The organism is Paenibacillus sp. FSL K6-0108 (assembly GCF_045040695.1).
GTDB lineage: Bacteria > Bacillota > Bacilli > Paenibacillales > Paenibacillaceae > Paenibacillus > Paenibacillus pabuli_B.
In genome coordinates this window covers 6,309,909-6,331,272 of record NZ_CP150288.1, presented here as the reverse complement: position 1 = coordinate 6,331,272, position 21,364 = coordinate 6,309,909, and the positions used below count along the sequence as shown (strand labels likewise).

Below are 21,364 nucleotides of genomic sequence, written 5' to 3'. Positions count from 1 at the left end.
AAGAGGATATAATACATGAAAAAAGCCGATCCAGTATGGATCGGCTACATAGAATAAAAGGTAAATATAGGGCGGAGCTCCCATAGAAGGGCTCTGCGAGTGCAAGATTACTATTCGGTTGGCGGAATAATCTCAATACGTGTGTGAAGGTCAACGGGCTGTTCAGGTTCCAGACGAATTAGTCCCGTTTGCTCGTCTGTTAAGTTCAAATTAGGGGCATCAGGAAGCCAAGTATAGGGTTCAATGCATAGAAATTGATCGGATTCGCCCTTTGTAAAAAGGACCCAGTGTTTGAAATATGCTTCATCCGCTGAATATTTAAGCGTATATCCATCCTGCCTGCGTAAGTGAGCTGCCGCTGGCTGATCTTCGGAAGCTTTCAAAATCGTATCCCAGTTTCGTCCCTGCATGTTCATGCCTTGGTTCAAAGAGGACCATTCTCCAAGAGATTCAATCTTACCTGTAGGCAGTTGTTCTTCGTTCTGAGCATAAATTCCGGAAACAGGGAGTTGAAGTGACCATTCGGCAGGTTTGCCATCAAGCAGAAACCATGTATGATATCCCATTCCAAAAGGAGCAGGAGTGGAGCTCAGATTGGTCACACGCAGACGCTGGCTTAACACCGCGTTTTGTAATCTGAACGTCATCTCAAGCTTCAAGGGAATTGGAAATTGAGCCATCCAATGCTCTTCATTTTCAGTTAATAATTCCGTTGTAATTGCACAGCCATCCTCATCTTCTTCAATGTCGCTGACACACCAGGACTGGCTGCGGTGGAGGCCGTGAATATGGTTGTCATTGGCCGTATTCTGATCGAATTGGTAATGAACTCCCTCATATTCGAATTGTCCTCGATGAATGCGGCCTGGCGGAACAAGAAGCGGAACGCCGAAGTGATACGGCTTCTGCAAATAAAAGGCGAGTTCGTCTTCTTCCGGACTGCGAACGACATCACGGTCCTGCACCAGATCGCGAATCGAGATAATATTATTTCCAAGACGCGGCAGCAGGGTGATCTCCAATTCACGGCTATGTAGGATATACGTGTCGTAACCATTCCATTGGCCTTTGGTCACTTGTTTCATATCGATGCTCCTTTTCCCACTTGAAATCTGTCTGCAAACAGCCATGTCTATATGCCGTTGCAGGCGTGTCATTGTGTACATGCCACTTATCCCATCAGCAAACCGAATGAATGCTGGTGATGAAGATAAGCAATTCCATCATAACAGATTTCTGTGACGTGGGTAAAAAAAAGCTATTCCCATTTTGACATTCTGCTCCGTGCGGATTAAGATGGTATTCTGAACGATACATTTTATGCGATGAATGATAATTAAAGCGATGACAGGGACAAGTAAGCCAAGAGAATTCTCTTCAGAAAGCCGGTGGATGATGTGAACCGGTGTGAACTCTTTACCGAATGGACCCTTGAGTGCCGGTTTGAACAGGCAAAGTCTGATCTTGGACTGTCCTTAGTAGAATTGGACGTACCCTCCACGTTACGGAGAAATGAAGGCATTTCTTCTACATGATCTAATGAGGTCTGCAGGAATGAAGAAATGCGAATAAGGGTGGCACCACGGTCTCACGTCCCTTGCGGATGTGGGGCCTTTTTGCGTTCGCGGAGAATACGAAAGAACAAATAGGGAGGCGTTATGTGAAATGAAAACAGTACTTTCGGGAATTCAGCCGAGTGGCAAGCTCACGTTGGGCAACTACATCGGAGCAATTAAAAACTTTGTGAAATTGCAGCATGACTATCAATGTCACTTCATGGTGGTTGATCTTCACGCTGTAACAGTAGCTCAGGAGCCAGCAGCGTTGCGTGAGCAGTCTGAGGCAGTAGCAGCTCTGTTCATCGCAGCCGGAATCGATCCGACGAAATCCAATGTGTTTCTGCAATCCCATGTACCGCAGCACGCGGAATTGGGCTGGTTGATGACAACTCTGACATCGATGGGTGAACTCGAACGCATGACTCAGTTCAAGGACAAATCATCCGGTAAAGATTCCGTTGGTGCAGGACTGTTTGTCTATCCTTCATTAATGGCTGCTGATATTTTGCTGTATAATGCTGATCTTGTGCCTGTAGGTGAGGACCAAAAGCAGCATCTGGAATTGACGCGCGATCTGGCGGGACGTTTTAACCATCGTTATGGTGAGTATTTCACGATTCCAGACCCTTATATTCCACAGGTGGGTGCTCGGGTAATGTCACTGGACGACGCATCTTCCAAAATGAGCAAAAGTAATCCCAATGCGGGCAGCTACATTGCCTTGCTTGATCCGCCCGATGTGATCCGCAAAAAAATCAGCCGTGCCACAACGGATTCCGGTCGTGAAGTTGTATATGATCCGGCAAACAAACCTGAAGTCAGCAACCTGATGAGCATCTATGCTGAATGCGCAGGCCTAACATTGAATGAAGTAGCAGAACGTTATGAAGGCAAAATGTATGGTCCGTTCAAAAAAGAACTGGCTGAAGTGGTGGTATCTGTTATTGAACCTTTACAGGAACGATATCGTGAGATTCGTGAGTCTGGCGAATTGGCCGACATTCTGGAGACTTCAGCTCGTCGCGCAGAAGCAGTAGCTTCCCAGACACTTCATGCGGTTAAAGAGCGCATGGGGTTTGTTCCTAGACGTACGTTGTAATAGGACTTGGCCAAGTAACTTTAAAAAAAATGAATTGTTCACATAATAAAGAGGAGCCCTCATAGGCTCCTCTTTATCGTTTCAAACTAACTATGAAGTACACCGGGTCAAGAGGCAGTTTCTGAGGCGGTACGTGCTTCCTGGCGCTCTTTTTTTGCACGAATCACGAATCCCCAGCCGATGTTGGCAACGGACACGACAAACAACAGTGTAGCCAACCAGCCGGAGTAAGAGATCATAATCGCCGTAACCGCTAACAACATAATCGAAGAGAATGCAAACCATAGCGATAAACCTTTGCTCATTGGGAAAAACCTCCATATTGAAATTTGCTTAAATTCCGTATAACCTGAAGCGCACGAGCCATAATAATCTTGCAAGCTTGCAATTACATTACAGACACAGATTGAAGGGAGATTTTAAATATGGCTCAAGGATCTCGTTCTAACAACTTGGTGGTACCTCAAGCAAACTCAGCGCTGCAACAATTGAAAATGGAAGCTGCACAAGAACTGGGTGTAACGATCCCACAAGACGGTTACTACGGTAACTACACTTCCCGTGAGACAGGATCTCTGGGCGGGTACATCACCAAACGTCTGGTGCAAATCGCTGAGCAGTCTCTGGCTGGGTCTGGCAAATAATTATTATAATCAAACAGTAACAAGCAGAAGCCCGGAGCGGAAACGCTCCGGGCTTTCTCGCGCATTCGTTCCTATGTCTGATTGTGCCCTTCCATGCACTTTTCGTCAAGAGCGTGCAGATAAAAGTTTTTTATCCATTTTCTCGTCGCTTAACCAGCCTACATACGTATCGACCGTTTCGAAATTTCGATCCATAACGACTACAGCGACAAATGGGTACTGTTTGCGGTGTCGATAACGCACATCGGCCCAGCGAACCTTGTACCCTGCTGGTAATTCTTCCACCTCTGCGACAGCATAGGACGTGAAGTACAGAAATGCAGCGACTTCAGGAGCTTTGCGTGAAGCGGCTACGGCAGCGTGAGTGGACGATGAGGCATGGAGATTCCAGGATAGTACTGAATGATCCATTTTGCCAATTTCATAACTTCCATCTTCATGTCTTTTCACCACATGCCATCGATTCCAGGATATCGTCGGGATCACCATGTAATGAGCCTCAGAATTATTTTGATCGAGTTGCTTCACCTGTCTAACAGCCATAGCACGTGCCATGGTCCGCCATACATAATACAAGCCCATCAAAATATACAGTGAAACAAAGAGTGGTGCAGGGGCGATCAGATCGAAGGCCCATAACAAAATGGCCAGCACATGTGTGGTAAACAGAAACGGATCAAAAATATGAATGATGTTCCAGGCGATCCAGCGTTCTGTAAAAGGTCGTGCTGCCTGGGTTCCATAGGTATTGAACAAATCGGTAAAAACGTGTACGCCTACGGCGACAGCAGTCCAGGCCGCAACGTGTCCAATAGCGACACCAGGGAAGATCAGTGCGATGACACCAGTAATGAGCAGAACCCATAACAGGAGAAATGGCAGTGAATGTGACATGCCCCGGTGATTGCGGATGTAGAGCGAGTTGCTTTTGAGACGTAACGCAGTATCGATGTCAGGAGCCTGCGAGCCTACAATAGTGCCAACCATGACCGCAGCTGCGAGCATGGGACTCGTCGCGACAACAGGATCGACATAAGCCAGACCGGCCAAACCAATCCCCATGACAAAATGTGTAGAAGTATCCATAAACGTCTCCTTTGTGTGGTGTATCGTTATTGCGAGTTGCTTCTCTATCTAGGTGATACCCATATATAGTGTATATTATCCGCCTACCGAGAAGCAAAACATCCTAAATTCCAAAGATATGACAAGAACCTGCTCAATTGACAGCAATTGTACGAGCATTGTCAAACTCTTTTTCCTTTTCCTGTGATAAACTTTATATCGGAGGCCAAAGAGAGAAACCTCCACGAGATCAAGAACAAGGGGGATTCACAAGCGTGGACAATCCATTGAGATACCAGGCTTCTTCCGAATCGGCAACACGATCTGCGCCTCCAATGAAAACAGGGACGTGGAAAGATTTTATCCATATTACGAAACCGGGTATTCTTCGAACCAACCTTATTGCGGTTTTTGGTGGCTTTTGGCTTGCATCCCAGTGGGACATCAACTACGGCAAAATGCTGCTGACCCTGCTTGGAACGGTGCTGATTATGGCTTCTTCCTGTGTATTTAACAATTATTTTGACCGTGAACTTGATCTCAAAATGGAACGTACCCGCAACAGGTCCTTGCCAACAGGACGTTTAACACCCAAAGTCGTTCTATCCTATGCCATTATTTTGGGTGCGCTTGGATTATCCTTACTCTTTTCCTTTTCCGGAGTACTTGCAGGATTATGCGGCATTTTTGGCATGTTTGTCTATGTGATTATGTACACCCTTTGGTTAAAGCGTTCGTCGACATGGAGCACCTCCATTGGTGGGCTTTCAGGTGCAATGCCACCAGTCATCGGGTATGTCGCAGTAACCGGAAGGATGGATCTTGGTGCATGGCTGCTTCTGGCCATGTTGTTTCTATGGCAGCCTCCACACTTCTGGGCGCTCGCAATCCGCAGAGTGGAAGATTATCGGGCTGGCGGATTTCCGTTATTGCCGGTTGTGAAGGGGATTGAACGGACCAAGGTTCAGATGATTCCTTATCTGGTTTTGCAAATTTTTGTCCCGGTCCTCATGTATGCTTACGGGTACGCAGGAATCTTCTATCTTACCATTTCGCTAATACTTTCCGTGCTGTGGCTGTACTACGCACTTAAAGGCTTTCGTGCACACAATACAGATGCCTGGGCCAAAAAGGTATTCCTTTACTCCATTAACTATCTATCTTTGAGTTTTATCTTGATGATTCTGGATACAGTGCACAAATGAGCAGAAATGAGCAGTATGAATGCTGTAATAAACATTAGATGGGCACGGGTCCGTGGAACAGCTGCAATAACAAAGGAGCCCTTTGTCGGTTGGATTCTTGATATACATATGCATCAAAGTGGTGTTGGAATGAAGAAAAACCATTAAAAAACACGATCCAGAGTCCATGATATTTATCGAAAGCCGTTAAAATTTTATGTATGCGTATTCATATGATCTGATATCGGAAGGGACGAGAATGATGCTGAAAAAGTATAAATGGACATGGATGCTGCTGGGGCTCGCACTAATTATGGCTGTGTATTTGATGTGGGGCACCGTTTTTGCCAGCAAGGAAAAATTACCCGAGATTCGGGAGATTCAATCCTTTTCAATGGAAAATGTAGATGGAAGTACAGTATCTCTGGATGATACCAAAGGCAAGGTGCGTTTGTTCTACTTTTATTTCACCAGTTGTCCGGATGTGTGCCCAATTACGACGTTTACGTTATCCCAAGTGCAGGATCTGTTGAAAGAGGACGATACCTTTGGCAAGGATGTCTCGTTTGTGTCCATTTCGTTTGACCCGAAAGTGGATACCAAGGAAAAGATTAAGGAATTTGCAGATCGATTCCACGCGGATTATGATGGATGGTACTTCCTGCGGGGGGATATGGATCAAACAAAGCAGCTTGCCAAGGAATCATTCCAGATCCTCATTGAGGGTGAGAGTAAGGAAGATTTTGCCCATATGAACATGATTGGATTGGTGGATCGAAATAACCAGTTGCGCAAAGTATACAACGCGTTTAATACAGAGGATGTTGAACCAGCAATCATCGCAGAGGACATTCGCAATCTGATTAAGGAATAAAGATGTCTTCAAAATAACTCCGCAAATAAAGAGGCTGCTCCCTGGGTTGAATAAATACCCGGCGAGCAGCCTCTTATGGTTTAGAACGATGGGAGTTCAGGATATTGGATATACGATTCCAATCCGGCTTTCTCCAACTGGGCGATGATGTATTCGTCGGGAGTTCCCTCCACACCCGCATAACCGCGTCGTGTATACATCTGCACTGCATCCGGGAAGGCATCTCGCAGCACACCCCTGATTTTTTTACCCGAACTGTCATTATCCATAAATAAGTAGACCTCATCGTAACCAACCTGTTTGCGCAGCGACTCTAGTTTGAGGGAATTCAGTGTTCCAAACGTACACAAAATGTTGATTTCGGGCCCTACAAGACGTTTGAGTTTGCTGCGGTCATTTTTACCTTCCACAATGACATGAATAGGCATCATATTCACCTCTTGATCGAGAGCTTATGTCGACATTCCCCGGGAAATGTTGCAGCGAAAATCGACTGAATTATATAAAATGGAACCGTTCGTCCATTTTATATAGTTTAGCTGTAAATGGGGGAATGATGCAAAGCCAAGAAAAATACAAGCCTTTCGGCTGTCAAAGGGGTTGGATATAGAACATCCTGATAAGGTCAACCAAGTATGCTTTTAGGATCAGATAGGGAAGCTTCCCGTCTGGCTGTGAAGTAAGGGAGCAGCATAATGCCGATCATCAATAATACAAAGGCAATGAAATACGGCGATAACCCCATACGGAGCTGTCCTGCTGTGATTGGGCCGATGAAAGAACCGATGGAGGTAGCAATGGATTGTAATGAGAAGATACGACCCAGCTTGTTTCCGCCGCTTAAATGAATAAAGAGTGTTGCCATGGCTGGGAAAATAATGCCTTTGGACATCCCCAGAACGAAAAGCACGGAAGACAACGGAATTTGTGGTATCGCCGCCATAACAAAGAAACATAAAGACATCAGCAGCACACCTGCAATCAACCGCAGTTTGGGGGAATAGCGGTTGAGAAATAGCATGCTCAGGGTAAATAGTGCTCCAACACTGATAATGGAAAACAAAAGTCCGGTAGACATCATCGATGAATGTCCGCCTCCACGCAGAGGCAGTTCAAAAAAAAGAATTCCTTGAGCACAAGCAATGACAAGGGGCAGAGCAAAATATCGCCAGGATACGGGCAGGAATTTTCTTTTTTCTCCAGCCAGGTTGCTAGGCATGGCGGGCTCGGTCACTTTTTCGTGCTGAACCTCAGCGAGGCCTTTGGGCATGGATAACCATGCGATAACGCCGGACAGAATGAGCAGATAACCGAGACTCGCAAAGGTGGCGGAAAATCCTAAAGCTCCGACGATCAATGCGCCTGCGGCGGGGGACACCACGGATGCCAGCGTATGTACGACGCCATGACCTGACATATACTTGCCTTGCTTGATCGGATCATTTGATAATTGCGCAAGCAGTGCGAGACAGGCCGGAGACAGAAAAGCAAGTACAAACCCGCTGACGGAGCGCAGGGCGAGCAGCTGCCATGGCGTATGGATTTGAGCCTGGATTAGCAAAATGATGCCTGCACCCAGCAAACTGAATACAATGTAACGACGGCTGCCATGTTTGTCGATTTGGGTTCCGGCAATCAGATTGCCTGGGAGATGAGTCAAGGAATAGATGCCCATCATCCAGCCGATGAAGGTCGGGGCAGCCCCGAGCGAGATAGCGAAAGGGGTCAAGATTGGATACTGCGCGTGCAGATCAAAAACAGCAAGGAACAAAAATAGATATAGCCAGATGGCCGTTTTCACATAAGCCCCTCCTTGTTAAGCGATGCATGTTCAATTACTGGTCATGATGTGTTCCCCGTTCCTTGGACAGAACCTCATGGTACTACTTGTACGCCCGGCGGGACGAACTTAGACCGTTTATTTTTACATAGGAGGGCTTAGCTGACAGCAGCTTCGGAAATCATGTATAATATTCGGGAAGTGTTAATAATCAACTCTAATACGGAAGGTGTAGTCATGAACATAGAAGTAATCAAAGAGTTTGTGATGCAGAACTGGCTGGTGATTGTGGTTGCGTTGATCATTTTGTTCTTTGTTCTGAACGTGGTCAAAACCGTATTGAAATGGGCGATTGCCATCATCATTATTGCGGCTCTACTGATATACAGCGGCATCTCCATTGATCAGATCAAACAGACAGTTACTGACGTTCAATCAAGTACGATGGACACATTGAAGAAGGAAGCGACGAGCATGATGCTCAAAGAAGCTTCCAAAGCAACATACACCAAGGGACAGGATGGAGCATTTACCATCACAAGCCCCAATGTGGAGATTAAGGGTAGAACGAATTCGGATAAAGTCGATGTTACATTCCGGGGGATCTCAGTGGGTGAATGGAAGGTCGACAATGAAACGATACGAACTTTTGTCAAACAGGCACAGGAGAACGGAACAGCACCGTCTTCGTAGTAAAGGAGGAATGGATACGTGCTGCAAAGTTGGCTGGATAGTCTGAAAGAATTCAACGGCATAACGATTATGCTGCTGCTGATTGTGGCTGCTTCATTGCTTCAGGGGTGGTCCAGAGGTGCTTCGCGTTCGGCAGGAAGACTCTTTGGATTCCTCATGGATGGCATTATGGCGGTCATTGGTATTCTGTTATCCATCGGTTTAACCTTATGGCTTGCGCCATATGTTCAGCAATGGTTGTCTGTGCATGCGGCAGACATGCCAAACCGTGAATTGAACCGATGGGAGCAGATGTATTATACATTGATTACGGCGATTGCTGATTTTCCGCTGATGCGGTTTGCCGTGTTGTTTGTAATTAGTTATGGCTTCATCCGATTGGTTCTCGGATTGCTTTCTTCCCTTATTTTCAGCAGAAGATACAGTGCAGCAGAGCAAGAAAGCAGACCAAAAGGATTTTTCAGCCGCTTTACGGGTGCTGTGATTGGTACAGTTATCGGCTCCGTCCGCGGGATGATTGTGATTGCCGTGTTGTTCATGATTGTCAGTCTCTATCCGGGCAGCATGTTTAGTCGCTATGTAGAGGCTTCACCCATTTATATGCAAGGGGCCAAATCGGTTATAGAGCCATTATCAGGTACTTTCATCAAAGACAAGCTGCCTGTATTTACGCAAGCCGTGCAAAAGGAACTTGGCGCGATCCTGCAACGCAAATATGAAGTCATTGACCATAACATTCCGGCAGATATTGAATCTGCGGCAAAAGAAATTGTGAAAGGTCAAACGACAGATGAAGCGAAAGCCAGGGCATTATATGACTGGGTAGGTTCTCGCATTCAATATGACTATGGCAAAGTGGATGACTATGAGCAAAAGGGCATATGGCATGAGCAGACGCCACAGAATACATTTGATACACGTCAAGGCGTATGTATCGATTACGCGCGTCTATATGCGGTCATGGCTCGTTCACAGGGGCTGGAAGTCAAAGTGGTTACAGGTCTTGGTTATAACGGGCAGGGTGGTTATGGTCCGCATGCCTGGAATGAAATATATTTAAGTGATTCGGAAAGCTGGATTCCGCTTGACCCTACTTGGGCAATCAGTGGCGATTGGTTCAATCCTCCTAACTTTGCCGATACCCATCTGAAAGATCAATCAGCATAACATTACGCCGGACATGGGTCCGGGAGATGACGACGTTGCCAGGTTATCATGCCGAGGCTGTAAAGTCTGGACGGTATGCATCAAGTCATGAAAGAGGTAGGATGAATGAACAATCATTCAAAAGAGAAGGACGAACTTACGGACAAGCGGCGCTTCAGTTACCGAATGAACGTATTTTTCTTCGCTTCCTTTGTTATTTTTAGCGTTATTATTGTGCGGCTGGCATTTTTGCAATTCGTGGAAGGGCCTGAGCTCAGTCAGGAGGAAGCGAGTAACATTACCAAAGATGTACCGCTCGCTCCTGTGAGAGGAACCATCTATGATTCCACGGGTGAGGTGAAACTGGCTTACTCCAAGCCGATTCAATCCTTGTATCTGACTTTATACAAAAATTATGGGGATGTGGATGGCAAACCAAATCCGAATATAGCGGAAGTGGAGGACATCGCCACCCGGCTGCATGATGTTTTTGAGCAGTATAAGAAAAAGGATTCGGAGGCCCTTACGGTCGATAACATCTTAGAAGCAATGGACCTCAATTCGCGTAAAGCGAATGGGTTCATGCCACGTCTGATCAAGAGTGATCTGTCTGATGAAGAAGTGGCCTACTTTCTACAGCATAAGGACGAATTCAAGGGAATTCAGATTGTAGAGGAAAGTGTACGTTATTATGATCCGGATACGGTAGCCGTTCAGACGATTGGTTATCTCAAAAAGTTCAAAAGCTCCAAATCGTTGAAAAAGTACCAAGAGATTGATGAGGCTAATAAAAAGCAAACGGACCCCGGGCTTGTATATACCGAGAACGAGTTTGTTGGCTTTGATGGACTGGAACTGCAATATCAGGATGTTCTGCGGGGAAAAAGTGGTTATAACTCCGTGGACGTTGACTTGCGGAATTTGCCTGAAGGTGTAGCAGGCACTACCCCACCCGAAAAAGGGTATGACCTGATTACAACGATTAACAAAAATGTTCAGGTGAAGACAGAACAGGCGATACTGGATCAACTTAGCTGGCTGCATACACATCAGGTCTCCGGTAAGCTGCATCCGAATGCAAAAACAGGTTTTGCAGTCGCAATGGAAGTGGATACAGGGAAGATTGTTGCTGCTGCCAGTATGCCGGATTACGACACGAACGTGTGGAGAACTGGCGGTATAAGCACGGAAGATTACGATAAAATAAAATATATTTATCAAAATGGTACCATTCGTGGATTCCCGCCAGACGATTCAGGGAAACGGGCGGAATCGGTTGTATTGCTTGGTTCCACAATCAAACCACTTAGTGTATTGATTGGTTTGAAGGAAGGTTTTTTCACGACCAATTCCGTTTATTCGGACAGAGGTTCAACGACTTTCGGTGGAGATAACCGCAGAGTACAGAACTCCTCCGGTCACGTATATGGACTGTTGACTCCGCATGATGCGATTCGTCATTCTTCCAACGTGTTCATGATTGATGAAATCGGCAAGAAGCTGTACTCCAAGTATGGCGCCAAGGGAATTGGCGTATGGGATAAGTACATGGAGCAATTCGGTCTTGGTGTGTCTACAGGAGTAGACTTGCCTAATGAGAAATCTGGTCTCAAAGAATATGAGAATGAATTGGAGAGTTCTTTAACACGTCTGGTATATGCCTCCTTTGGACAACAAGGGAAATATACAACGATGCAGCTGGCACAGTATGCTACGATGCTAGCGAATAAAGGAAAACGAATGCAGCCTCAATTAGTCAGTGAGTTCCGTGATTCGGAAGGCAATGTGGTTGAGAAAATGAAACCGAAAGTGCTCAGCACAGTCGAATTTAATGATGCTTACTGGAATGAGGTACAGCGAGGCATGGCAACGGAGGTATCTTCATTTAGCGGTTTCCCTTATGACTTTGCCAGAAAAACAGGTACATCCACACAGTTAGTCGGAGGAAAATTGGTGGATAACGGGGTGTTTATTGCTTACGCACCGCGTAACAATCCGAAGCTGGCTGTAGCTGTGGTTATCCCGGAAGGGGGCTTCGGTTCCAGTAGTGCGGCACCAGTTGCACGTGCGATCTTCGATGCGTATGACGAGGAGTTTGGTCTGGACGGTGTACCGAAGAAAAAGCCGTAAGTTAATTTAAGGTTGATTTAATATACTCCCTAGAGTAGACATTATTAAGTAGTCTACTCTCTGGGAGTATTTTTCATTTATATTATGAAATATTCTTGATTGAGTGAGATAGAACTAAGTGTTAAGAATGAAAAAAAGTAGAATTCTATTAACGGGTTTAACTAGTGTTGAATATTTGGAGTTAAATAAAAGATAGGAATCATGACAATAAATTATCTTTTAATCTACTTGAAAATGATAGACATAATTATAAATATATGGTATTTTAAATCCATGTCGGCCGACTTTATTATTTTTACTAAAAAAGAAAAAGGTGGAATTGTATATTATGAAAAAAATATCTGTTCTATTTTCCTCTATACTAGCCTCGTCTCTTTTAATGGCTGTTCCAAGTTTTGCTGACTCTAGTAAAATTTTTACGGAGTCAAGCCAAAGCTCCGTGGATTTGATCCAAAGTTCAGTGGAATCTAACCCAACATCAATTTCTGACTCACTTATTATGCCTAGAGCAGTAAATGGATATTGGAATATTGATATTAAGCAAGATGAAGAAGTAAAACTATCGACATTCACAATTTCGGAAAAATCGACTGTTGCATTACTTGTTACCCAAAAAAGAACAGGTGGTAAAGCTCCATCGATTAATAAGCCTAGATTATATTATCATCTCACAAGTTCTAGTGGGAATAGTCTAACATTTAGAGATGTCTACGGTGACACTACTAATGAGCATGTTGCCTGGACTTATGTGTTGCCAGGTACATATACATTAAGCGTTTATTTCCCTGCAGGTGCAAGTGGTGAAATGACAGCTAGCACAACAGGTAACGTTTACACTACTCCGTCTAATTAATTAAATAAGTTAATGGATCTGTTGCAATGAACCTAAAACATTGGTAAAAACACTTCACTACCTTAACGGAACTGACCCCATAACGAGAGACAAGTTAAAACACCTTCAAGTGAATGAAACCTTGTCGTAAGATAAGGAGATCATCTTGGAGGTGTTTTTTGCATTGGCAACTAGGGTGAGTTATCCCGGAATGAAGAAGCAGGTACAGATTAATTCATAGCGTAAAGGAGAGGATCCAATCGGGTCCTCTTTTTGATATGGGAGAAGGAAGATGCTGCATTTTACAAAATACTGTGTAACTAAACGGAATGTATTACGTTTATACAGATGAATAACTATATAAATATATCAGAGTAATCTATAACGAATATATATCCCTAGTTTACGAAAATGTAACTATAATTAGGAAGATGTTACAAGCAACCTTTGGTAGACTTATATAAGTTATAACTATAATTTTATTCAGATTGTTAACTATACTTTTACATAAGAACGGAGAGGCTTATCCCATGTTTAACCGATTGAGGAAAAAGAAAATGTCCAATGAAGATACACCAGTCAACAACAAGCCGTCTAGTGTAAGAATGAATATGTTTTTTTTCGCTGCGTTTGTAATATTCAGTATCCTAATTTTTAGGTTGGCCTTTGTGCAATTTGTCGAGGGACCTGAACTGACCTATATGGAAACCAGCCGTAATACCAAAGATATTCCGCTCGCTCCTGTTCGGGGGCCAATCTATGATGCGACAGGGAAGGTCGCGCTGGCTTATTCGGAGCCTGTGCAGTCCCTCTATGTGTTGCTGTACGAGGATTATAGAAATGATGACCGCAAGCAGGAGGCGCAGGAACTTGCGGATGAACTGGCGGCTATATTTAAGCAGTTTAATCCGGGGGACAAAGAACAACCCGATGCAGAAGAGATCATGAAGCGACTGGATCTCGAATATCAGAAGACTTTTGGGTATGTACCTAGGTTGGTTAAATCCGATTTAACAACCAAAGAGATTGCCTATTTCATGGAGAAAAAAGCAGATTTTCCAGGCGTTATGGTCCTTGAGGAAAATGTCCGAAGATACGATCCAGATAGGGTAGCTGTTCAAGTGGTCGGCTATACAAGAGAATTCAAACGAGTGCCAACTACGTTGAAACAATATAAAACGATCTTGGAGTCTAATTCAACTCAGCGTGACCCAGGTCTTGTATATAATCAGGAGGAGAAGGTTGGCTTTGATGGATTGGAGCTCCAATATCAGGAAGAGCTTCGTGGACGAAGCGGCTACCAGTCCATCGATATTGATGCACGCAATTTACCAGACGGAACGATGAATCTGACCCCACCTGAAAAGGGGTATAGTATAATTACAACCATTAACAAGGAAATTCAGATGGTTGCACAACAAGCTATTACAGATGAATTGAGAAAGTTGCCTAATGCTATTACAGGATATGCTGTGGCAATGGAAATCGATACAGGTAACGTAGTAGCGATGGCAAGCATGCCGGATTATGATCCAAATGATAAATGGGATTACGACAAAATAAAGTATGTATTCCGCAACGGAACCGCGGAGTCTTTCCCTCCCAATGATTCGGGTAAAAAGGCTGAGTCCGTTGTTTTGTTGGGTTCCGTTATTAAGCCTCTTAGTGTACTAATTGGATTGAAAGAAGGTTTATTCAGTACAGGACAAACCTATTATGACCAAGGGTACGCCACTTTGGGGAAGGATGGGAGAAAGGTTCGAAACTCGCACTCGGCATTTAACGGCTCAATTACGGCGAGAAGAGCGATCGAGAAATCTTCCAACGCTTTTATGATCGATATGGTGGGTAAGGGTCTTTATAAAAAATATGGGGCGACCGAAGGTGTGGAAGTGTGGGACAGATATATGAAAAAGTTCGGTTTGGGCGTGTCTACAGGAGTGGATCTGCCGAAAGAGTATCTGGGCACGCTAGAATACAATTTTGATAATGATGAATCAGGCCTGACGCGGCTAGCGTTTGCTTCATTTGGCCAGCAAGCGAAGTATACAACACTTCAACTCGCACAATATACCACGATGCTTGCCAATAAGGGCAAACGTATGGAACCACATTTGGTGAAAGAAATCCGTGACGTCGAGGGCAATGTGGTCAAGAAAATCAAACCAAAAGTGTTAAACAAGGTTGATTTTGCCGATGCATACTGGAATGAAGTGCATAAGGGTATGGTCACCAAAGTAAGTTCGTTTGACGGTTTCCCCTACGATTATGCCAGAAAAACAGGAACCTCGGAGCAGGGTACAGGACCGAACAAGAAAGAGAATGGTGTATTTATAGCCTTTGCACCACGGGACAATCCGAAGCTTGCTGTAGCTGTCGTTGTACCGGAAGGTGGGTTCGGGTCAGTCAGTGCCTCGCCGATTGCACGGAAAATCTTCGATGCATACGATGAAGTGTATGGCCTCGATGGGACCCCAAAAGGGAAGAAAGATCAGGGGAAAGATACGGAGTAACGTGAATGAAGCAACGTGAATGAAGCAACGTAAAGGATAAAGAACAGAAGATAAGTGGAAAAGAAAACAGGCTAATTAAATCGCCAATATACTCTTTTGGACAGGCAGGGGAAATTATCCCTTGCCTTTTTATTTTTCATCGGCTAAAATTTGCACAAGGGAAACATTATTAGACGAGTATAAATTTTGATACCTTGTACAACAAAATTAGGCATGGACAATTATGTTAGGAGAGGGAAAGGGGCGATTGGAATTGTTGATGGTGAAGATGAGGAGCATACAGAGAGGATTAATGACGCTTGCAGCTGTTGTTTTGGTTATCGTGCTAACAGCATGCTCAGGTTCAGCGGAAACAGGAGGCAGTGAAGGGAAGGTACAAGTCACAGCCACAACAGGCATGATTGCGGATGTAGCACGTGAGGTCGGCGGGGCATATGTTGATGTGACCGGGCTGATGGGCCCAGGGGTTGATCCTCACTTGTACAAGGCTTCGCAGGGAGATATTCGGAAGCTGGAGCAAGCAAAGGTCATTTTCTATAACGGATTGCATCTTGAAGGCAAAATGACAGACATCTTGGAGAAAATGTCCAAGAGCAAAATAGTAACGGCTGTCTCGGAGAACATTCCGGTGGAGGAATTGCGTTCAGGAAAAGATACAGGCGGAACGGAATACGATCCACATGTCTGGTTTGACGTCAGCCACTGGATGCATGCCGCAGAGGCGGTGCGCGATACACTCGTGGAAGCGGATCCTGAACACGCAGAAGAATACAAGGTACAAGCGGAGCAGTACCTAACGAAACTGAAGGCATTGGATGCCGAGGTGCGGGAAAAAATCCAGGAGATACCGGAAGCCAGCCGGGTATTGGTTACGGCGCATGATGCCTTTGGATACTTCGGCCAAGCTTATGACATGAAAGTAATGGGGCTTCAAGGAATCAGTACAGCAGCAGAGTATGGTGCGAGGGATGTCAGTGAGTTGCGGGATTACCTTGTAGAAAACAATATCAAAGCGGTATTTGTAGAATCCAGCGTACCGGCAAAAGCGATGGAAGCGATTATTGCCGGGGCAGCCGAAAAAGGACACACCGTAAGCATTGGTGGCGAGCTGTTCTCGGATGCGATGGGTGCTGATGGAACAGAAGAAGGAACGTATATCGGCATGATCCGCCACAACACTCAGACAATTGTAGAGGCATTAAAATGAGAAACCTTATGAAGAAAGGAGAGGAAAGAGTATGAGTGAGACCATTTTATCTGAAAAATCTCAACCACAACCAAATGCTAACCATCTGAAGGGAACACAGCCTACATCAGCTCCTCTTAGTGTTCGGGATCTGGCGGTGGCTTACCATAAAAAACCGGTGCTCAGTGGGGTATCTTTTGACATCCCGGAAGGTCAGCTGATTGGCATTCTGGGTCCCAATGGGGCCGGGAAATCAACCTTAATCAAAGCCGTTCTGGGACTAGTGCCCAAAATGCACGGCGAAGTTAAAATTTTTGGTCAGTCCTACCGAGAACAGCGGCGCCGCATCGGCTACGTACCTCAGCGTGAATCCGTCGATTGGGATTTCCCGACCCACGCCCTCGATGTTGTCATGATGGGGCGTTATGGACATCTGGGCTGGTTCCGCCGTCCAGGTAAAAAAGAACGGGATCTGGCAGCTCACTGCCTGGAGCAAGTGGGCATGGGTGATTATATGTACCGCCAGATCAGTCAGCTGTCCGGTGGACAGCAGCAGCGTGTCTTTCTGGCACGGGCACTGGTACAGGATGCCGAATTGTATTTCATGGATGAGCCGTTTGCAGGTGTGGACGCCACAACAGAAAAAGCCATCATTTCATTATTGGAACAGTTAAAGAAGCAAGGGAAGACCGTACTGGTTGTTCACCATGATCTGGCGACAGTGGAGGAATATTTTGACCATGTCTTGCTGCTAAACGGACGGTTGGTTGCAGGTGGACCGACGAATGAAGTATTTGTACCGGATACGTTGCAAGAGACGTACGGAGGCCGGATAGCAATGATCGGAAGCCGGTCGGAGAAAGGCCAGGTGTAGTGCATGTGGAACTGGATAGCAGCCATTTTGTCCGATCCCAATACTCGCTGGATACTGCTTGGCTGCTTGCTGCTTGGATTCAGTAGTGGAATTATTGGCTCTTTTACATTTTTGCGTCGTCAGAGTCTTATGGGAGATACGCTGGCGCATGCAGCTCTACCGGGAATTTGTATCGCGTTTATGTTGACTGAAACCAAATCTGTTGGATTATTTCTGTTCGGTGCGCTCGTCGCTGGAATTGTGGCGACCTTCGGCATATCGTGGATTACACGGTATTCCCGGATCAAGCAGGATGCGGCGATGGGGATTGTACTGACTGTATTTTTCGGAATTGGCGTAGTGATGCTTACTCGTATTCAGCACGGAGCTAGTGGCAGTCAAAGCGGACTGGATAAATATTTGTTTGGTCAGGCCGCATCCATGGTGATGACGGATGTGTATGTCATGGGTGGTGTCTGTCTTGTATTATTGATTGCTTGTCTGGCATGGTTCAAGGAGTTCAAGTTGGTGAGTTTTGACCCGGGCTTTGCACGAGGCATGGGATTGCCGGTTGGCATGTTGGAACAGCTGATTCTGCTGTTGACCGTGATTGCGGTTGTTGCGGGGATTCAGGCGGTTGGCGTGGTGCTTGTCGCTGCTTTGCTGGTAACACCTGCAGCAGCAGCCCGCTGCTGGACGGACTCGCTCTCACTTATGGTACTGTTGGCTGGTGTATTTGGAGCACTAAGCGGTGCGACAGGTACAATCTTCAGTACATTGGTGCCTAATCTGCCGACAGGGCCAGTAACGGTACTGGCAGCGACAGTGCTATTTGCGGGTTCCGCGTTGCTTGCTCCACGACGTGGACTGCTGGCACGGCGCTTGCGAAGTATACAGGCGAAATCCGCTTATTTGAGAGAAGAGCATGCCACGCTCCAGACACTCTCTGCACAGCGGGCACAGCAGGAACGGGGTGAGTTGTAATGGCAACGTTTTGGATTATATTAACGGCCATTCTGGTATCCTCTGCCTGCGCCATTCTTGGCTGTTTTCTTATATTAAGGCGGATGGCACTGGTTGGAGATGCAATCAGTCACGCGGTGCTTCCGGGTATTGCGATTGCTTTCCTGTGGAGCGGCTCACGTGATTCGTTATGGATGCTGCTCGGCGCAACGGTATTTGGATTACTGACGGTGTTCTTCATTCAAAGCTTGCAGGCTGGTGGACTATCATCGGATGCTTCCATCGGAATAGTGTTTACGGCACTCTTCGCAGTGGGTGTCATTCTGATCAGTCTGAATGCCGCGCATATTGATCTGGATCTGGACTGCGTGCTGTTCGGTGAGATCGCCTATGTCCAGTGGGATACCCTAACACTTGGAGGGACGGATGTAGGCCCGAGGGCGGTCTGGATGCTGGGCATCACCTTGCTGGTCATTCTCCTTGTCATCGGCTTGTTCTACAAACAGTTCAAGTTGTGTGCTTTTGATCCGGCGTTGGCTGCGGCCTGTGGCATTCCGGTGGTACTGTTCCACTATCTGCTGATGGGGCTCGTTTCCATGACATCGGTGGCTTCATTTGAAAGCGTAGGGTCCATTCTCGTGGTAGGCATGCTGATTGTACCTGCGGCGACGGCGTACTTACTCACGGATCGATTGGGCAAAATGATTCTGTACAGCGTGCTCGTAGGAGCGGCTTCCTCGGTTGGAGGCTATATCATGGCTTACGCGCTGGATGCTTCCATTGCAGGTTGCATGGTGGCCGTAGCAGGCATTCTGTTTGTGCTGGCCCTGCTGCTGTCTCCAAAGCATGGTATTGTCTTCCGGTATGCTCGTCGCAAATTCGCGGCACGGTAATGAATAAAAAGTAGCAGCCGCCTGCATTTGCAGGCGGTTTTTTCATGGATTTGAGTAAGTTTGATCTCATACCAGACTCTTACACGAATTGGAATAGACATTTGTTGCCATGTTGCAAAGGTTCACCCTTATCGCGGGTTACTTTGTTGCAGGGCGATGATCTGTGGTAAAATGTCGTTAGCTGTGACGTCCGGAGCATCCGCCTACGCGAATGCCGGGCGATCTTTTTGTGAGAGTATGTTAGATAGATATAAAGAGCATATAAGTTGAACTGGAGATACATTGGGAAACGGAGAGGACAGAAGGGACCTGAAGAAGCGATTACTTGGTTTTATAAACTTTGTTTTTCCAAACAGGTATATTGGGTTTTATAAATAACAGGCGTAGTGGAGGGAACGGAATCGATCTGAAGAAGCGAAGCGTTCGCCTTTGTATCCAAATTACAACTATTAGAAAGTTGGTTCAAGAAAACTTGGATACAACAGCGATCGGAAGACGATCCGTCCCCGTAACGTTCACTCTGCAGACCCTTAGGAATACCAATGTTGTAGCTATAAAGGAAATATATAAAATCAAAGATAACAGCGATCGAAAGGTTTTCTGGCCACTTAGTGTCTAGATGTATATCCATGAGTTCAACTTGGAGAGAGACAACTGAGGAGGAAATACGGCATGAGTGAATTAAAATACAAATTGCTTGCATTGGATATGGATGGAACATTGCTTAACGATAATCATGAGATCACACAGGAAACCGCCAAATGGATTCAGATCGCCATTCGTCGGGGAGTGCATGTGTGCCTTTCGACCGGAAGAGCTGTTTTTCATGCAATGCCTTATGCGGTGCAGCTTGGGCTGGAGACCCCGATGGTTACGGTTAATGGCAGCGAAGTTTGGAAGGCTCCGCATGATCTGCATATGCGCCATCTGATGGACCCGGCATTGATCCGCAAAATGCAGGAGATTGGAGAAAAATATAATAGCTGGTACTGGGCATACTCCGTGGAAGAGCTGTTCAACCGTGATCGCTGGACGGACAATATTGAAGGTCTGGAATGGCTGAAATTCGGATTCAACACTGAAGTGGATGAAGTTCGTCACCAGATTATGATGGAGCTGCAGCAAATGGGTGGCTTGCAAATGACGAACTCCTCACCTGTTAATATTGAAATTAACCCTGGTGGTATATCCAAAGCGAGCGGCGTAGCTGAAGTCTGCAAGCTGCTGGGCATAGAGATGTCCGAAGTGGTTGCTGTTGGAGACAGCTTGAATGATTTGGCTGTTATTGAAGCTGTGGGTCTTGGTGTTGCGATGGGCAACGCGCAGGATCAAGTGAAGGAAGCAGCTGACCTGATCGTAGCGAGCAACAACGAAGATGGCATTGTCGAAGTTATTCGTGAACATATTTTGAAGGGGGAGTAACCTTTGCTCGCAACCGTTGGCTGGATTTTGATTGTACTGCTGTTTGCGGTGGGGATGGCGGGAACGGTATATCCCATACTGCCTGGTGCTATAGCGATTTTCTTCGCGTTTCTGGTCTATGGATGGTTCTTCAGCTTTGATCCGTTTGGTGTATGGTTCTGGATTATCCAGATATTGATCGTCGTGGTACTGTTTGTGGCTGATTACGTCGTCAGTGCCTGGGGTGTGAAGAAATTCGGCGGCTCCAAATTATCGACGACTCTCAGTACGATTGGTGTCATCATAGGCCCATTTGTCATTCCGGCATTCGGTCTCGTACTGGGACCATTTATCGGTGCTTTTATCGGGGAACTGATTGGAGGGTCTTCACCTGCCAAAGCTTCCAAAGTCGGATTTGGTTCGGTGGTGGGGCTATTTACAAGCACCGTCATGAAAATTATTTTGCAAATCGTCATGATTGTTCTGTTTATTATCTGGGTGGTAAGATTCGCATAGACGTTCGGGAGCGGCTTGATCTGGATACACGTC

The 21,364-nt window shown here is 45.9% G+C and carries 20 protein-coding genes and 1 other annotated feature; of the genes, 15 read left to right on the top strand and 5 right to left on the bottom strand.

From position 1 onward, the window contains the following. Positions 1–110: 110 nt before the first annotated feature. On the bottom strand, positions 111–1,085 hold the full coding sequence (locus tag MHB49_RS28750; RefSeq protein ID WP_247899288.1) for an aldose 1-epimerase: 975 nt from the start codon (positions 1,083–1,085) through the stop codon (positions 111–113). Between the two features lie 250 nt (positions 1,086–1,335). Beyond that, positions 1,336–1,601 (top strand) — a binding site (T-box leader). 64 nt (positions 1,602–1,665) lie between these two features. On the opposite strand from MHB49_RS28750, the gene trpS reads away from it, so the two are divergent. Continuing rightward, entirely contained in the window at positions 1,666–2,658 is a 993-nt protein-coding gene (trpS, locus tag MHB49_RS28745; protein ID WP_247899287.1) for a tryptophan--tRNA ligase, read from the top strand. Positions 2,659–2,765: 107 nt separating this feature from the next. On the opposite strand, the gene MHB49_RS28740 is transcribed toward trpS, so the two are convergent. Beyond that, on the bottom strand, positions 2,766–2,963 hold the full coding sequence (locus MHB49_RS28740; protein ID WP_247899286.1) for a hypothetical protein: 198 nt from the start codon (positions 2,961–2,963) through the stop codon (positions 2,766–2,768). A gap of 120 nt (positions 2,964–3,083) precedes the next feature. Here MHB49_RS28740 and MHB49_RS28735 point away from each other — a divergent pair, with 120 nt between their 5' ends. Further along, positions 3,084–3,302, top strand: coding sequence for an alpha/beta-type small acid-soluble spore protein (locus MHB49_RS28735; RefSeq protein ID WP_024634589.1), 219 nt, complete (start codon positions 3,084–3,086; stop codon positions 3,300–3,302). Between the two features lie 105 nt (positions 3,303–3,407). On the opposite strand, the gene MHB49_RS28730 is transcribed toward MHB49_RS28735, so the two are convergent. Further along, positions 3,408–4,388: a metal-dependent hydrolase gene (locus MHB49_RS28730; protein WP_405153890.1), complete on the bottom strand. Its 981-nt coding sequence runs from the start codon at positions 4,386–4,388 to the stop codon at positions 3,408–3,410. A gap of 254 nt (positions 4,389–4,642) precedes the next feature. On the opposite strand from MHB49_RS28730, the gene cyoE reads away from it, so the two are divergent. Together cyoE and MHB49_RS28720 are read left to right on the top strand one after the other, a co-directional pair. Next, a complete protein-coding gene (gene cyoE / locus MHB49_RS28725) occupies positions 4,643–5,572 on the top strand; it encodes a heme o synthase (RefSeq protein ID WP_405153889.1) in 930 nt (309 codons plus the stop codon). Positions 5,573–5,813: 241 nt separating this feature from the next. Then, complete coding sequence (locus MHB49_RS28720; RefSeq protein ID WP_405157264.1) at positions 5,814–6,425, top strand: SCO family protein; 612 nt, start codon at positions 5,814–5,816, stop codon at positions 6,423–6,425. An 80-nt stretch (positions 6,426–6,505) separates the two neighbouring features. Here MHB49_RS28720 and MHB49_RS28715 read toward each other — a convergent pair whose 3' ends face one another. Both MHB49_RS28715 and MHB49_RS28710 read right to left on the bottom strand, forming a co-directional pair. Next, positions 6,506–6,853, bottom strand: coding sequence for a toprim domain-containing protein (locus tag MHB49_RS28715; protein WP_090904536.1), 348 nt, complete (start codon positions 6,851–6,853; stop codon positions 6,506–6,508). A gap of 197 nt (positions 6,854–7,050) precedes the next feature. Beyond that, positions 7,051–8,226, bottom strand: coding sequence for an MFS transporter (locus tag MHB49_RS28710; RefSeq protein WP_405153888.1), 1,176 nt, complete (start codon positions 8,224–8,226; stop codon positions 7,051–7,053). A 216-nt stretch (positions 8,227–8,442) separates the two neighbouring features. Between MHB49_RS28710 and MHB49_RS28705 the strand changes: the two genes are divergently transcribed. From MHB49_RS28705 to MHB49_RS28655, 11 genes are all read left to right on the top strand, one after another. Continuing rightward, a complete protein-coding gene (locus MHB49_RS28705; RefSeq protein WP_090904588.1) occupies positions 8,443–8,898 on the top strand; it encodes an ATPase in 456 nt (151 codons plus the stop codon). A gap of 69 nt (positions 8,899–8,967) precedes the next feature. Beyond that, positions 8,968–10,065, top strand: a complete 1,098-nt coding sequence (locus MHB49_RS28700; RefSeq protein ID WP_079696716.1) for a transglutaminase domain-containing protein — start codon at positions 8,968–8,970, stop codon at positions 10,063–10,065. 105 nt (positions 10,066–10,170) lie between these two features. After that, the gene (locus tag MHB49_RS28695) at positions 10,171–12,174 is read left to right on the top strand and encodes a peptidoglycan D,D-transpeptidase FtsI family protein (protein WP_405153887.1); all 2,004 of its coding nucleotides are present in this window, start codon (positions 10,171–10,173) and stop codon (positions 12,172–12,174) included. Positions 12,175–12,502: 328 nt separating this feature from the next. Then, positions 12,503–13,027: a hypothetical protein gene (locus MHB49_RS28690; protein WP_405153886.1), complete on the top strand. Its 525-nt coding sequence runs from the start codon at positions 12,503–12,505 to the stop codon at positions 13,025–13,027. A gap of 509 nt (positions 13,028–13,536) precedes the next feature. After that, positions 13,537–15,519 (top strand): peptidoglycan D,D-transpeptidase FtsI family protein, encoded by a 1,983-nt coding sequence (locus MHB49_RS28685; protein ID WP_405153885.1) that lies wholly within the window; start codon positions 13,537–13,539, stop codon positions 15,517–15,519. Between the two features lie 259 nt (positions 15,520–15,778). After that, a complete protein-coding gene (locus tag MHB49_RS28680) occupies positions 15,779–16,726 on the top strand; it encodes a metal ABC transporter solute-binding protein, Zn/Mn family (RefSeq protein WP_405157263.1) in 948 nt (315 codons plus the stop codon). A gap of 31 nt (positions 16,727–16,757) precedes the next feature. Then, positions 16,758–17,579, top strand: coding sequence for a metal ABC transporter ATP-binding protein (locus MHB49_RS28675; protein WP_405153884.1), 822 nt, complete (start codon positions 16,758–16,760; stop codon positions 17,577–17,579). Between the two features lie 3 nt (positions 17,580–17,582). Continuing rightward, positions 17,583–18,542 (top strand): metal ABC transporter permease, encoded by a 960-nt coding sequence (locus MHB49_RS28670; protein ID WP_405153883.1) that lies wholly within the window; start codon positions 17,583–17,585, stop codon positions 18,540–18,542. After that, on the top strand, positions 18,542–19,414 hold the full coding sequence (locus MHB49_RS28665; protein ID WP_339846131.1) for a metal ABC transporter permease: 873 nt from the start codon (positions 18,542–18,544) through the stop codon (positions 19,412–19,414). The genes MHB49_RS28670 and MHB49_RS28665 overlap by 1 nt, the downstream gene beginning before the upstream one ends. Positions 19,415–20,086: 672 nt before the next feature. After that, on the top strand, positions 20,087–20,836 hold the full coding sequence (locus MHB49_RS28660) for a Cof-type HAD-IIB family hydrolase (RefSeq protein WP_247899275.1): 750 nt from the start codon (positions 20,087–20,089) through the stop codon (positions 20,834–20,836). A 54-nt stretch (positions 20,837–20,890) separates the two neighbouring features. Then, on the top strand, positions 20,891–21,331 hold the full coding sequence (locus tag MHB49_RS28655; RefSeq protein WP_090904586.1) for a DUF456 domain-containing protein: 441 nt from the start codon (positions 20,891–20,893) through the stop codon (positions 21,329–21,331). The last annotated feature ends 33 nt before the right edge of the window (positions 21,332–21,364 follow it).

Bases quoted from the DNA above. Each gene is read 5' to 3' on its own strand.
- MHB49_RS28750 (WP_247899288.1), bottom strand. From the start codon at position 1,085: ATGAAACAAGTGACCAAAGGCCAATGGAATGGTTACGACACGTATATC.
- trpS (WP_247899287.1), top strand. From the start codon at position 1,666: ATGAAAACAGTACTTTCGGGAATTCAGCCGAGTGGCAAGCTCACGTTG.
- MHB49_RS28740 (WP_247899286.1), bottom strand. From the start codon at position 2,963: ATGAGCAAAGGTTTATCGCTATGGTTTGCATTCTCTTCGATTATGTTG.
- MHB49_RS28735 (WP_024634589.1), top strand. From the start codon at position 3,084: ATGGCTCAAGGATCTCGTTCTAACAACTTGGTGGTACCTCAAGCAAAC.
- MHB49_RS28730 (WP_405153890.1), bottom strand. From the start codon at position 4,388: ATGGATACTTCTACACATTTTGTCATGGGGATTGGTTTGGCCGGTCTG.
- MHB49_RS28720 (WP_405157264.1), top strand. From the start codon at position 5,814: ATGCTGAAAAAGTATAAATGGACATGGATGCTGCTGGGGCTCGCACTA.
- MHB49_RS28715 (WP_090904536.1), bottom strand. From the start codon at position 6,853: ATGCCTATTCATGTCATTGTGGAAGGTAAAAATGACCGCAGCAAACTC.
- MHB49_RS28705 (WP_090904588.1), top strand. From the start codon at position 8,443: ATGAACATAGAAGTAATCAAAGAGTTTGTGATGCAGAACTGGCTGGTG.
- MHB49_RS28700 (WP_079696716.1), top strand. From the start codon at position 8,968: ATGCTGCTGCTGATTGTGGCTGCTTCATTGCTTCAGGGGTGGTCCAGA.
- MHB49_RS28695 (WP_405153887.1), top strand. From the start codon at position 10,171: ATGAACAATCATTCAAAAGAGAAGGACGAACTTACGGACAAGCGGCGC.
- MHB49_RS28690 (WP_405153886.1), top strand. From the start codon at position 12,503: ATGAAAAAAATATCTGTTCTATTTTCCTCTATACTAGCCTCGTCTCTT.
- MHB49_RS28685 (WP_405153885.1), top strand. From the start codon at position 13,537: ATGTTTAACCGATTGAGGAAAAAGAAAATGTCCAATGAAGATACACCA.
- MHB49_RS28680 (WP_405157263.1), top strand. From the start codon at position 15,779: ATGGTGAAGATGAGGAGCATACAGAGAGGATTAATGACGCTTGCAGCT.
- MHB49_RS28675 (WP_405153884.1), top strand. From the start codon at position 16,758: ATGAGTGAGACCATTTTATCTGAAAAATCTCAACCACAACCAAATGCT.
- MHB49_RS28670 (WP_405153883.1), top strand. From the start codon at position 17,583: ATGTGGAACTGGATAGCAGCCATTTTGTCCGATCCCAATACTCGCTGG.
- MHB49_RS28665 (WP_339846131.1), top strand. From the start codon at position 18,542: ATGGCAACGTTTTGGATTATATTAACGGCCATTCTGGTATCCTCTGCC.
- MHB49_RS28660 (WP_247899275.1), top strand. From the start codon at position 20,087: ATGAGTGAATTAAAATACAAATTGCTTGCATTGGATATGGATGGAACA.
- MHB49_RS28655 (WP_090904586.1), top strand. From the start codon at position 20,891: ATGGCGGGAACGGTATATCCCATACTGCCTGGTGCTATAGCGATTTTC.